Here is a 13042-nt window from a genome sequence, read left to right as displayed (position 1 = left end):
GCGCCGCAGGTTTGAGCCAGGAGTGACCATGTCCGCCGCCGATCTTTTCGCCACCGTGCTCGACTGCGCCGGCCGACCCCTGGTGCTGGACCGTCCGCGCGTGGTCGGCATCATCAATGTCACGCCGGATTCATTTTCCGACGGCGGCAGCCACGCCACCACCGAAGCGGCGGTCGCGCACGGCCTGCACCTGGCGGAAGAGGGTGCGGACATGCTCGACGTCGGCGGCGAATCGACCCGCCCCGGTGCGGACGACGTACCGCTGGAAGAAGAGCTGCGCCGGGTGATCCCGGTGCTCGAGCAGCTCGCCGCGCGCACTTCGCTGCCGCTGGCGATCGACACGTCCAAGCCGGAAGTGATGCGCGCGGCGGTGGCCGCCGGCGCCGGCATGATCAACGACGTCTACGCACTGCGCCGCGACGGCGCGCTGGATGCGGTTGCCGAACTGCGTGTGCCGGTGTGCCTGATGCACATGCTGGGCGAGCCGCGCGGCATGCAGGACGACCCGCGCTACGACGACGTGGTCGGCGAAGTGCACCGCTTCCTCACCGACCGGCTGTTCGCCTGCGAGCTGTCGGGGATCGACAAGCGGCGGGTGCTGGTCGATCCGGGTTTCGGCTTCGGCAAGACGCTGGAACACAACCTGGCCTTGCTGCGCGCACTGGAGCGTTTCGGCAACCTGGGCAGCGGTTGCTATGTGGGCCTGTCGCGCAAATCGATGATCGGCAAGCTCACCGGCCGCGAGGATCCGGCGCAGCGCGCGGCGGGCTCGGTGGCCGCGGCGCTCATCGCCGTGCAACGTGGCGCCCGTATGGTGCGCGTACATGATGTGGCCGCTACGGTCGATGCTTTGGCTGTCTGGCACGCCGTGGCTGCAGGGGAGCCCGCGGTGCGCAAGGACACGCGTCCGGCCGCGCCGCGCTGGCCGGACGACGAGTGAGCCTGCTCAGTGTCTCCGCGTGGCTCGCGCAGGCTCTGGGTGCTCGCCAGACAAGGAAGAGCGACGGAGTGTACGTCCGTACACGACCGAGCGATGACGCCGGATGGCGGGCACCCAGAGCCTGCCCTCCGGGTTGCCATTGAGTGGCCGCCATGCGGCAGCGCGCGGCTTGGCCTGGCAGCCGGCCAAGCCGGCGCCACGCACTACCACCTGACGGCCACTCAATGGCAACGCGGGCCACGCGGAGACACTGAGCAGGCTCAAAGCAACCAACCGCGCCATCCGGCGCGATGAAAGGATCCCCATGAGCGAACGCAAATATTTCGGCACCGATGGCATTCGCGGGCCGGTCGGCCAGTGGCCGATCAGCGCGGATTTCATGCTGCGCCTGGGCCGCGCCGCCGGCATGGCGCTGGCGCGCGACAGCCGTGAAGGGCGGCCGAAGGTGCTGATCGGCAAGGACACCCGCGTGTCCGGCTATATGTTCGAGGCCGCGCTCGAAGCGGGCCTGGTCGCGGCGGGCGTGGACGTGGGCCTGCTCGGCCCGATGCCGACCCCGGCGGTGGCCTTTCTCACCCGCTCGCTGCGCGCGCAGGCGGGCATCGTGATCAGCGCCTCGCACAATCCGCATCAGGACAACGGCATCAAGTTCTTCTCCGCCACCGGCGAGAAGCTGTCGGATGAAGTCGAGCTGGCGATCGAGCACGGCCTCGATGCCGAGTTCACCACCGAGTCGCCGGAGCGCCTGGGCAAGGCCAGCCGCATCGACGATGCGGGCGGACGCTATATCGAATTCTGCAAGCGCACCCTGATCGACAGCGAGTTCACCCTGCGCGGCATGCGCATCGTGCTGGACTGCGCCAACGGCGCGACCTACCAGGTGGCGCCGAAGGTGTTCGCCGAACTGGGCGCCGAGGTGATCGCCATCGGCCACAAGCCGGACGGCTTCAATATCAATCGCGGCGTCGGCTCGACCCATCCGCAGACCCTGCAACTGGCCGTGCTGGAACACCACGCGGACATCGGCATCGCCTTCGACGGCGACGGCGACCGCGTGCAGATGGTGGACCGCGAAGGCGTGCTGGCCGACGGCGACGACATGCTGTTTATCCTGGCCCGCGCCTGGGCCGCGCAGGGCCGCCTGAAGGGGCCGGTGGTCGGCACCTTGATGAGCAACTACGGCTTGCAGCAGGCACTGGGCGCGCTCGACGTCGACCTGATCCGCGCCAACGTCGGCGACCGCTACGTGCTGCAGAAGCTGAAGGAGCACGGCGGCCAGCTCGGCGGCGAGACCTCCGGCCATATCCTGTGCCTGGACCGCGCCAGCACCGGCGACGGCATCGTCTCGGCGCTGGCCGTGCTGGAGGCACTCGGTGGGCGCGACCTGGCCGAGGCGCGGCAGGGCTTGTACAAGATGCCGCAGATCATGATCAACGTCCGCGCCAACGGCGCGCGCGAGTCGCTGCACAGCGACGAGGTGAAGCAGGCGCTGGCCGAGACCGAGCAGGCCCTGCGCGGCCGCGGCCGGGTGGTGCTGCGCGCTTCCGGCACCGAGCCGCTGGTGCGGGTGACGGTGGAGGCCGCCGACGAGGCGGAAGTAAGGCGGATGGCGGAGCAGCTGGCGGAGGTCGTAAAATCCGCAGCCGAACGCTCGTGAGCCAGCGGGGAAGGTCGTAAGGCCCAGCCCTGCCCAGGTCGCCAAGGATTGGCCCGACGTGCCCCGCCCCTGCGGTGGCGGGTTCGACAAATCGACCGCACGCCTACCTGTGGATCACGACACATGAATACGACCGTCAAACGGGTTCCCACCCTCGACATCCGCCGTTACGACACCGACCGCGAGGCCTTCGTCGCCGAGCTGGGCGCGGCCTACTGCGAATACGGTTTCTGCGGCATCAGCGGCCACGGCATCGCGCCGGACTTGATCGATAACGCCTACCAGGCGTTCCAGCAGTTCTTCGCGCTGCCCGACGACACCAAGCGGAAGTACCACGTGCCCGGCAGCGGCGGCGCGCGCGGCTACACCCCGTTCAAGGTGGAGACCGCCAAGGACAGCAAGTACGCCGACCTGAAGGAGTTCTGGCACGTCGGCCGCGAGATCCCGCGCGATTCCCGCTTCGCCGAGGTGATGGCGCCGAACCTGTGGCCGGAGGAAGTGCCGGCGTTCAAGCCGTACGGCTACGGTCTGTTCGAGGCGCTGGACCAGCTCGGCACTCGCGTGCTGCGTGCGCTGGCCCTGCATATCGACCTGCCGGAGCAGTACTTCGAGGACAAGACCGACCAGGGCAATTCGATCCTGCGTCCGATCCATTACCCGCCGATCACCGAGGAGAACATCCCGAACGTGCGCGCGGGCGCCCACGAGGACATCAACTTCATCACCTTGCTGGTCGGCGCCAGTGCCGAGGGCCTGGAAGTGCTGACCCGCGAGGGCGAGTGGCTGCCGATCACCACCGAGGGCGACGCCATCGTGGTGAATATCGGCGACATGCTGCAGCGCCTGACCAACCATGTGTATCCGTCCACCACCCATCGCGTGGTGAACCCGCAGAACGCCAATGCGCGCAAGCCGCGCTATTCGGTGCCGTACTTCCTGCATCCGAATCCTGACGTGGTGCTGGATCCGCTGCCGCAGTGCATCACGCCGGACAATCCGCGCCGCTACGATACCTCGATCACCTCGCACGAGTATTTGCTGGAGCGCTTGCGCGAGATCAAGCTGATTTGATCGGGTTGATTTGATCGGGTTGATTTGATCGGGCTGATTTGATCGGGTTGATCTGACGGCAAGGCATGACTTCCGGTCGGTTCGCGCCGGCCGGGAGTCCGCTAGCCTCGCGGCACTTCGAGTGGAGGATGCCGCGATGCGTGTTGCGCTGTTGTTCGCTTTGACGTTGCTGGGTGGCGTCGCCAGCGCCGCGGATGCGCCGCCGGCCATGCATGCGATGGAACCCCTGCTGGGCAGCTGGCATTGCGCGGGCGTATTTCCCGCCAGCGGCAAGACTATCGCCTCGACGATCCGCTTCGACACCGACCTCGGCGGTGCCGGTGTGCTCAAGCATCACGACGACATCGCGCCGAACACTTATCGCGCGGTGGAAGCGTGGACGTACGACGCGAAGGCCAGGCTGTTCAACGCCGCCATCGTCGACAACTTCGGCGGCGCGCGGCGCTTCAGTGCCACCGGTTGGGATGGCGACACCTTGACATGGACTTCAGCACCGGAAGTGCAGCCGGCGCAGAAGTTCGTCTACGTGCGTGCGGCCGATGGCACGCTGCGCGTGGATTGGCAAATGATGCGCGGCGGCAGCTTTGCGCTCGGCGATACGCTGACCTGCAAGCGCCAGTGAATCAATGCCCGACGGTCTGCCGGTAGCGCCGCGATTCGCGCGCCGACAAGGCCAGCCCCAGGCGGTCCGGCATCAGCTTCACCAGTCCCTTGATGAAGCGGTTGACGCGGCCGGTGACGCGCACGATATCGCCGCGCTCGACCGCATCGCAGCCTTCGCGCACCACCGCTTCGGCGGTCTGCCACATGAAGCGCGGCATCTGGTTCATCAGCTCGCGCGTGCCGGTGACGTCGTGGAACTCCGACCAGGTAAAGCCCGGGCACAGCGCGCAGACATGTACGCCGAGGTGGCGGTTCTCCAGCGCCAGCGATTGCGAGAACTTGATCAGATAGGCCTTGGACGCGCCGTACAGCGTGTGTCCCGCCGTACCGGGCACATGGCCGGCGAGCGAGGCCACGTTGACGATGCGGCCATGCCCCCGTGCACGCATGCCGGGCAGCAGGCGCCACGCCAGTTCGGTGGGCGCGGTCATCAGCACCTGGATAAAGGCCGCATGGTCCTCCCAGGTATTCGCCTCGAAGGTGCCGGGCAGGCCGTAGCCGGCGTTGTTGATCAGCCAGTCCACGTCGAGCTTGCGTTCGGCCAGGGCGGCTGCGAGTTGTTGCGGTGCGGCGGGATCGGCGAGATCGGCGGTCAATACCGTCACCGTGCAGTGATGCTTGCCACGCAGGGCTTCCGCCAGCGCTTCCAATCGATCCGTGCGGCGCGCGGTGAGCACGAGGTCGTGGCCGCGTGCGGCCAGTTCGCGCGCGAAGGCGGCGCCGATGCCGGCGGATGCGCCGGTGATCAGGCTCAAGGGGCGGGACTGCGGCATGCCGGTTCCTTCGGTGCGCTATGGAGACCGCGATCTTGCTGGCAGTCGGCCGAACGCGCCAGCGCGGCGCGCCGTTGCCGGGCTCAAGAGCGCTCGCTAAGCTGCCGCGTTTTGAACCAAGGGAGACGCGCCATGCGCAAGAAGCTCGTTGCCGGGAACTGGAAGATGCACGGCAGCCGCTCGATGGCCTCCGCACTCGCGAGCGAGATCGCCGCCGGCCTGCCGGCAGCGGCCGACGTGGTGGTGTTCCCGCCGTTTCCCTATATCGCCGAGCTGGCCGCGCAGCATGCCGGTTCCGGCCTTGGCTTCGGCGGCCAGGACGTGAGCGAGCATGAGGGGCAGGGCGCGTATACCGGCGAAGTCTCCGCTGCGATGCTGCAGGACGTCGGCGCGCAGTGGACCCTGGTCGGCCATTCCGAACGTCGCCAGTACCACCACGAGAGCGACGAGCTGGTCGCACGCAAGTTCGCCGCCGCCCGCGCCGGCGGCCTCACGCCGGTGCTGTGCGTGGGCGAGACGCTGGCGCAGCGCGAGGCCGGCGAGACCGAAGCCGTGATCGCCCGCCAGCTCTATGCCGTGCTGGCGCTCAATGGCGTGGCCAGCTTCGACACCGCGGTCATTGCCTATGAACCGGTCTGGGCCATCGGCACCGGGCGCACCGCCACGCCGGAGCAGGCACAGGAAGTGCATGGATTCATCCGTAGCCAACTGGCCCGGGAGGATGCTATGATCGCCCGTCTTACTCGGCTGCTTTATGGCGGCAGCGTCAAGCCGGCCAACGCCGCGGAATTGTTCGCGCAGTCGGACGTAGACGGGGGGCTCGTCGGAGGTGCATGTCTGACCTCGGCCGATTTCCTCGCGATCTGCGCCGCAGCGCACTAAGCGCACGGACCCACTGGAAACCATGTTCGTCATCTTCAGCGTCTTCTACATCCTGATCGCCGCGGCGATGATCGTGCTGATCCTGATGCAGCGCGGCGCTGGTGCCGACGCGGGTTCAGGTTTCGGCGGCGGCGCATCCGCCACCGTCTTCGGCGCACGCGGTTCGTCCAGCTTCATGACCCGCGCCACCGCCGTGCTCGCCGCGCTGTTCTTCCTGCTCAGCCTCGGCATGGGTATCTACCTGAGCCGTCACGGCGGCACGCCGCAGAACAGCGGCGCGGATTTGGGCGTGATGTCCGGCCTTGCCAACCCGCCGGCCGCCACGCAGAATGCGCAGCCCTCGGCGCCGGCCAACGCGGAAATCCCGCAGGCCACCAAGCCGGCAGGCGAAGTCCCCGCAGCGACGACTCCGGCCCAGACCGCGACCGTCCCGGCGGCGACCGCCCCGGCCAAGCCGGCGACTCCGGAAAAGAAGTAACAGCAAGACACCTGCCCAGGTGGCGGAATTGGTAGACGCACTACCTTGAGGTGGTAGCGACGCAAGTCGTGGGGGTTCGAGTCCCCCCTTGGGCACCAATGAAAGATTTGAAACTGTCCATAACAGTCCAGAATCGTAGATAACCCCGCGTAAATGCGGGGTTTTTTATTGTCCGTTGTCCAGGGGTGCTCTGACCTGTCCAGGGCAATCCAGGATCAGTGGGTATAATTTTGGGTACAATTTACTCTCTATATACCCAAATAGGTCTCAAGCCATGCCGCGTCTTGCCGCGTCATTGACAGAGCTCCAGGTCCGGAAAGCTAGGCCCAGGGACAAGCCGTACTTCCTCTCGGACGGAAACGGACTGGTGCTCTGGATTAGTCCTGCTGGACTGAAGGCCTGGCGCGTGCGTTACCGTCTACCGGATGGTTCGCGTCCTGCACCTGCGACGGTTGGTCATTACCCGGAAATGTCGTTAACTGAAGCGCGTGTCAAAGCCGTGGAAGTGCAGCGCGATGCTAAGCATGGGAAGACTACCGCTGGCCTTCGTAAGGCTCGCCAAGAGATAGATGCCGCGACGGATTCACGGCTGGTGGCTGAGACAGAGCTTCGCGCTGAGATTGAGCACGCTTCATTTCGCTTTGTATCTGGGCGCTGGATGGCCGAGAAGCGTTTGACTTGGGCGACAGAAACCTATCGAAAGGCACGCCTTGTCTTGGATTCGTACCTCGTGCCCGAGCTAGGTAGTTTGGACATGCGTCGATTAGAGACGAAAGACGTACGCCCTGTCCTGGTGGGGATGGTCCAAGAGACTCCGCAATTGGCTCGCAAAGCGCGCCAGTATCTTGGGAGCATCGTTGATCATGCAATCAATGAGGGGCTGCGTTCTGATGAAAGCCGTTTGCGGCTCGATCGCATTCTGCCGGCATACCGCAGTGGTCATATGCCTGCTGTGACCGATAACGACGGCAGGCTAGGTGAGGTTATGCGAGCCATTCATGCGCATCCCAGCGATGGTTCGGTCGATGTGCTTGTTCGGCGACGAGAGGGTGTGTTCATACGTGGTGATGGCTATTCAGCAGTAGTGTTTCGATCACGTGGCGGTCCCGACAGGGTTTTCTCCAACTCTGTTGGCGTTGGCCTCGCATGAGTTCGTGGGCCAACGTTCGTCACTCGGTCGCCACCTAAGATCAGTCGCTGATTTTCTATAAGTCATTGATCCTTAGTGTTTTTTATGCGTGCGAGCGCGCATCAAACGAGCGGCCTGGAATGGCGTGCGCATGGAGCGTCTTGGCTAGAGGGCGGTGGCTGGTCGGTGATGCCACACTCAACCAAGGTCGATCTCAATCTCCTTGGTCGTCACGAGGTTGGCTACTTCCGTGTGGAGATCGATGGCCAACCCCGGGGCAGAAATCGAAATGATTAGCGAATAGCGACCTTTGTCTTCCATGCGGCGCTGGCCAATATGCGATTTCCACCAGCCGCCGACAGGGTAGATTGCAATCGCATCGTGACCGGCTAGGTCGATCGCATGGCCGCGCCAGAGGTCGCTGTGAAGGGATCCTGCCTGTATGGCCTTGGATCCGAGCAACCAGAAATCCGATTCACCTTCGCTCGTAGATTCATCGCGCTCTTGGGCTGCATTGACGCGTGCCCGAAACGCGGCATCCGTTTCGGTACGCTTCTTCATCGCGAATCGCAGGCCGAACGAGCGATAGGTATTGGGGCGTGTCGCGGCCTTCCCGGTGAGGTTGGGTTCGATAAAGTAGGAGAGTGTCACCTTCATGGTGACAACCTCATTCTCCAGTTGTTCTAAGGCTTGCCTTGGCCAAGGTAAGTCATAGAAGTGCATCTCGTTGTACACGGCGGTGCGACCATCCGCGCCGATGGCGAACGGTTGAATCTCTGCTTGAGCGATCATGCTCATGTCGTTGCGAGCTGACCACATCGCCCGCTCAATATCGGGGACGCCGTAGCCGACTTCACGAAGAATCTTCTGCTTCTGACTCTTCGTTCCCGTTTTCCAATGCGCGCCCGTGCCGATCAATTGTTTGCGAATGGGCTGCGGCCATGCGGCGGCATCCACGGTCAAGGCCCGCAGGGTTTCCGGCCATAGATCCGGATGGGCCGCATGCAGGCGACCGATGAAGTGTCCTGCCATACCGGCTGCTGCGCTCGTCGCCCAAAACGGAACGAGGGGCTCGTTAGTCACATCCGAGCCTGGTGCGAGCAGCGAAACGGCCGGGTGCCACGCGCAGAAGCCGGTGTTGTCCGACACCATGTTGCCGGCTTCGAACAAGACTTCCGGTTTAATCGGGGTCAAGTCGTCGGGTAGTGCTTGAGAGCCGCGACTGTAGGGGCTGCGGTGATTCGCCGGTACCACTGGTTGGTAGGCTGGCGGCGGGGTAGGGACTTGCTCTTTGCGCGTGAAGCCACCAATGGTCAGGGCATTCCAGCTCTGCGATGGATCTTCGATGGGCTGTGATGCCATGACGTCCACCAACATACCGCCGCCGACATTTCCCGTTGCAACGAGGAGCAGCCGTTTTGGCGATTGGCTTGCCGGGACGTCTTCAGCCACGTCACCGGGCAGGGAGCCTGCCGCAATCTGATCGAGCGCGCCGCTCCAGCTGGATGGCCTGGCAGGCGAGAAGTCGGTGGCGGATGTGGCGAGGCAGAAAGATCGCCTGGCAGCCGGTTGTTCGGCTTCCACCAGTGCCACAGCGCCTTGAGTCACAACCCCGTAGCTCGGAGGTTTTGTGGCGGGAAATCCATGAGGTGGAAGCAGCTTCATGGATTCCACCCCGTGGCTGAGGACCACGGGGCCTGTCGTGCTCATGTGAGGCTCAAGGTCACCGTAGAGGGCCAGCCCCGCAATCGCCGTTCCGTGGCCGCCATCGGGATCATGGTCGTCGGTTCCCCAAGCGGCGTCATAAGCCCATGCGCCTCGGAGACCCGGTTGTACGAGTGGGTGAGCGCCGGCCACACCGGTGTCCAGTGCGCAAACAACGGGAGCATCGTGAGGCGGCGGCACCACACGCCGAACCAGCTCCGCGATCCAGTCTGCCGGTTCCGTTCCCCCGGTCGAATGATCAAGGAAGGGCTCGATACTGCCCGTTGCCGGACGAATCTCGGTGACGGCGCCGGGCAAACGCTCTGCAAACGCGGCAATGTTTCCTGCCGAGGCGTGAATAAAGACGACGGTTGTCTCGGGAAAGACGAGTTGGTCGGAGTGAACGTCCAAGTTGGCGTCTCGCGCGAGTGTCGCCATGCGTGCCGCGCGGTCGGGGCCACCGGGAAGCCAGAGTTCCCACCAGGCGATGGTGGTATCGCTGAGATCGACGTGGCCGACAAACAAAGAGGCGATGGGCGCCGCGGCAATGGTTTCGATGACCTCGAAACGCTCGAGATCGGTCCTGGCCGCCTCGCCCGGGTCGTTGCCGTAGGCGACAATGCGCTGCTGAAGAAAGGCGCGTGCATCGTCGGGCACGAACAGGACCGCACTCTCTGAGCCGTCGCCTCGGCGATCCGTACGAAGCACAGCAATCTGTTGGGTAGGGAAGTCCAGGTTCGCCGGGATCTTCACGGCCTTCGACCGGGATCCTGCCGCAGGTGGTCGCGTCGCCAGTTCGACCATCGTGCCCGGCTTTAGCCCATCCACGTGAAGGCGGGGGGCGTCCGTGCGTGCGGGGATATCGCCAAATGCCCGGGTTAGCTGACCAAGCAACGCGTTGGCGTGCGCAGCGTAATCGTCACGAAGCGGCGTGCGCCGCATCTGTCGCGAAGGGAACTCGTATTGCGCTCTCTCACGAAATGCGTTGATCGAAAGGTGCTGGCGATCGCGCGCCCCAAAATCCTCGGGTTCTGTCATGCCAGCCTAGTTCCGAACGACCCTGTCCTCTTCACGCCGACGCCTCCTAGCTGTGTGTATGACGGCGGAACCTATTCTTCAATGTCTGGCGATTCTCAAGCGCTTGCTTGAGAGCGGCGGCCGAAATCTTGGGCGCCCCTTCGAGGATGGCGTCCTTAACCACCGCGTCAGCGGCGCGAACAAGCTCGCCCTGGCTCAGTCCACCGAGGGCGGGCGTGATCGAGGACCAGGAGCGCGTAGGTGGCTTTAACTTGCCGAGCCGACGTTCAATGATCGCAAGTGCCGCAGCGCGGTCGGGAAGTTCGTACCCGATCACCTCGTCAAATCGGCGCGCGAGGGCTTCATCCAGGATCTCCACGTGGTTCGTGGCAGCAAGAACGAGGCTGTCCGTGCTGTTCGGCTCTTCCATGAAGGCGAGCACGGAGTTAAGGACGCGCCGGATCTCGCCGACATCATTCGGGTCACCGCGGCGCGCGCCGATCGCGTCGAATTCGTCAAAAAGATAGACGCCACGTGTCTGCGATAACTGATCAAAGATCAACCGAAGTTTTCCGGCGGTTTCACCCAAGAACCGACTGAATAGCGATTCGAGTCGAACCGTGAACAACGGTAGGTTCAATTCGCCCGCCAGTGCGGCGGCGGTCATGGTTTTACCGGTGCCCGGAGGGCCGACCAGCAGCATATGCGTGGTCGGCGTCTGCCCGTGGTCTCGCAGCATGGCGCGCTGCTTTTGCTGATTGACCGCGCGGACCAGTCGGTCTCGCACCTCATCAGAAAGCACCATGCTCGAAAGGGCAATCTTGGGGTACGCGCTCTCGATCAGTCCCTGCAACTCACCTCGCGGGCGAGCCAGCGGAATTGGCGTTTGACCGCCGGCTGGCCGGCCGGTCCGTTGCTGGTCCCGTGCCTTTTGCACCAGGCGCTTGAGTTTCTCGGCCTCGTCCACACGCCCCTGGCGTGCCTCTTGGGCGGCTGCTTGGAGAGCGATAGAAAGGAACTGCTCTTCGTCGCCCGCAATGTGCGAATTCAGGAGCGCGAGCAGATGCTTATTGGACATGGGCGCCTCCTTCGTTTCTGTGGGTGTAAAACACCGTTTGCTGCCACATTGAGGGCGGGGTCGGGCGCTCAAAACACTAACTGAACGGTCCCATCCTCGCCAGGGCATTTTAACCGGATTGAGGGCGGCGGGCAGCGTAGGGGCTGAGCCGCTCAATTCCGGAGACAGGATCGGGGTCGCTCCCGAGCTCCATTCGATAGGCCGTCATCGTCTTGGGTGACATCGGTATCCCTATCTGAAGGGGAGTTTGTCCTTTTGGAGCCATTACCGGCCAACAGGCGCAAGACCTGCGATCGCCCTATGGCAACCTGGAGGGGGTAACCCCATCATGGGCTGTACAGGAAGACAGGCCAGGGGAAGGGACATGGGCATCTTTGAAGAAACCGTCTCCATCGTGCGGGAGGCAGAGCGCTTGGTGATTGGTCCGCGCGTCAAATCCCGTTGGAAGTCGGTGGAAACCACGCTCGATGCTGTCGTGCATGTGCCGTGGTTCCTTCTTGTCGGTGTACAGGAACGCCTTGCAACTCTCGGATTTGGCCTGTTCTTGGTGCCCGTTTGGTGGTGCATCCTTGCTGCGATCATCTGGGTGACTGGAGGTGGTTCGCCAGCAAGCTTCCACTCATCTGACGGTTGGATGGTCGCTGGGTTGATGGCCGCCGGCTCGGTCATCTTCCGTCTCCCCAGCCGCTCGACCCGACTGAGCATTCGCCCTCCGCAGATCGCCAGCCTGGCGGCGCACATCCATGCCATCGCCGCGGACGAGGCCACGATCAAGTTACTCCAATCAGGTGTGGCGGCCTTGGATTCGGCGGCCAATCAGCGGATCACGCGCATCAACTGGGCTCTCGGTATTGGCTGGGCTGGCCTTGTTTGGGCGGCGTCGCATTGGGTGTTCACGACCGATGTATCTTACGCGGTAAGGCAAGAGGCAACGGCGCGCCTGTTTGGCGGCGTCCTCATTTTCTTGTTCTTCGGTGTTGGAACTATGTGCTATGAGACCGCGCTTCGCGTTGTGAGGCAGACTATCGACTTTGCCTTTCTAGAGGTGAGCGATATGCGTCAGATAGAGAACGGACCATCTCGTGCTGTGGTTGAGGAGGGTTGATGACACTGTCGTCGCTGGTGGGAGGGCAGCTGCTCAAGGCGGGAGCCGCTCTGATTAAAGATCGCGTGATCGCTCGATGGTCCAAGTACCGCGCTGATCGGTTCTTGGAGGCCTTGGTAGAGGCGGTGCGCTTTGAAATGGATCATGGCGTGCCCGAGGAAGAACTGAACGATGTGCTGAACCGCATGATGGCGAAAGAGGCCAACACCGAGGCGGTATTTGAAGCCTATCGGCGCGTATGTCTGTCTCGATCCAAAGAAGTTGGGCCGCGAATGATTGGCATCATGACTGCGACTCTTCTGCTGGAAGAGAGGCAGCCAACTGCTGTTGAAGATTCCATACTGGATGTGGCGGAGAATTTGACTGATTCGGAGTTACTGGACGTCGTTGACGTTGTGGGGCCTATCCTAGATTTTGTGTAAACGGGGCATTGGCAGGAAACTGCCATCTGACCCGGAGACACCATGAGTCCACGCAAACACGAAGTGCCCGACGAGCTGCTTAGCAGTCTGTTAGCCAACTATCAGAAGCCCGAAGATCTCGTT

12 protein-coding genes and 1 tRNA gene are annotated in these 13042 nt (G+C 63.6%); 10 read left to right on the top strand and 3 right to left on the bottom strand.

Annotation, left to right across the window (positions count from 1 at the left end):
• Positions 1-28 precede the first annotated feature (28 nt).
• The 4 genes from folP (at position 29) to AB4083_RS14155 (ending at position 4290) form a co-directional block, all read left to right on the top strand.
• A complete protein-coding gene (folP, locus tag AB4083_RS14170) occupies positions 29-940 on the top strand; it encodes a dihydropteroate synthase (protein WP_441608688.1) in 912 nt (303 codons plus the stop codon).
• A 304-nt stretch (positions 941-1244) separates the two neighbouring features.
• Positions 1245-2597, top strand: coding sequence for a phosphoglucosamine mutase (gene glmM / locus AB4083_RS14165; protein ID WP_441608686.1), 1353 nt, complete (start codon positions 1245-1247; stop codon positions 2595-2597).
• Between the two features lie 123 nt (positions 2598-2720).
• On the top strand, positions 2721-3668 hold the full coding sequence (locus AB4083_RS14160) for an isopenicillin N synthase family dioxygenase (RefSeq protein ID WP_441608684.1): 948 nt from the start codon (positions 2721-2723) through the stop codon (positions 3666-3668).
• Between the two features lie 136 nt (positions 3669-3804).
• A complete protein-coding gene (locus AB4083_RS14155) occupies positions 3805-4290 on the top strand; it encodes a hypothetical protein (RefSeq protein WP_441608682.1) in 486 nt (161 codons plus the stop codon).
• Position 4291: 1 nt separating this feature from the next.
• Here the strand turns inward: AB4083_RS14155 and AB4083_RS14150 are convergent, their stop codons facing one another.
• A complete protein-coding gene (locus AB4083_RS14150) occupies positions 4292-5104 on the bottom strand; it encodes an SDR family NAD(P)-dependent oxidoreductase (protein WP_441608681.1) in 813 nt (270 codons plus the stop codon).
• Positions 5105-5236: 132 nt separating this feature from the next.
• Here AB4083_RS14150 and tpiA point away from each other — a divergent pair, with 132 nt between their 5' ends.
• From tpiA to AB4083_RS14130, 4 genes are all read left to right on the top strand, one after another.
• A complete protein-coding gene (tpiA, locus tag AB4083_RS14145; RefSeq protein ID WP_441608679.1) occupies positions 5237-5986 on the top strand; it encodes a triose-phosphate isomerase in 750 nt (249 codons plus the stop codon).
• Positions 5987-6008: 22 nt separating this feature from the next.
• The gene (gene secG / locus AB4083_RS14140; RefSeq protein ID WP_441608677.1) at positions 6009-6464 is read left to right on the top strand and encodes a preprotein translocase subunit SecG; all 456 of its coding nucleotides are present in this window, start codon (positions 6009-6011) and stop codon (positions 6462-6464) included.
• Between the two features lie 13 nt (positions 6465-6477).
• Positions 6478-6562: transfer RNA gene (locus tag AB4083_RS14135), tRNA-Leu, on the top strand.
• Positions 6563-6738: 176 nt separating this feature from the next.
• Positions 6739-7614 (top strand): tyrosine-type recombinase/integrase, encoded by an 876-nt coding sequence (locus AB4083_RS14130; RefSeq protein ID WP_441608675.1) that lies wholly within the window; start codon positions 6739-6741, stop codon positions 7612-7614.
• A gap of 177 nt (positions 7615-7791) precedes the next feature.
• Here AB4083_RS14130 and AB4083_RS14125 read toward each other — a convergent pair whose 3' ends face one another.
• Positions 7792-10335 carry a S8 family serine peptidase gene (locus tag AB4083_RS14125; RefSeq protein WP_441608674.1) on the bottom strand — a complete coding sequence of 848 codons (2544 nt, stop codon included), beginning with the start codon at positions 10333-10335 and terminating at the stop codon, positions 7792-7794.
• A gap of 46 nt (positions 10336-10381) precedes the next feature.
• On the bottom strand, positions 10382-11392 hold the full coding sequence (locus tag AB4083_RS14120) for an AAA family ATPase (protein WP_441608672.1): 1011 nt from the start codon (positions 11390-11392) through the stop codon (positions 10382-10384).
• Between the two features lie 364 nt (positions 11393-11756).
• On the opposite strand from AB4083_RS14120, the gene AB4083_RS14115 reads away from it, so the two are divergent.
• Positions 11757-12497 carry a hypothetical protein gene (locus AB4083_RS14115; protein ID WP_441608671.1) on the top strand — a complete coding sequence of 247 codons (741 nt, stop codon included), beginning with the start codon at positions 11757-11759 and terminating at the stop codon, positions 12495-12497.
• Positions 12497-12919, top strand: a complete 423-nt coding sequence (locus AB4083_RS14110; protein ID WP_441608670.1) for a hypothetical protein — start codon at positions 12497-12499, stop codon at positions 12917-12919. Before AB4083_RS14115 ends, AB4083_RS14110 begins: the two co-directional genes overlap by 1 nt.
• Positions 12920-13042 lie beyond the last annotated feature (123 nt).

It is taken from the genome of Dyella sp. 2RAB6 (assembly GCF_052115385.1).
GTDB lineage: Bacteria > Pseudomonadota > Gammaproteobacteria > Xanthomonadales > Rhodanobacteraceae > Dyella_D.
This window is presented reverse-complemented; position numbering and strand designations above follow the sequence as displayed.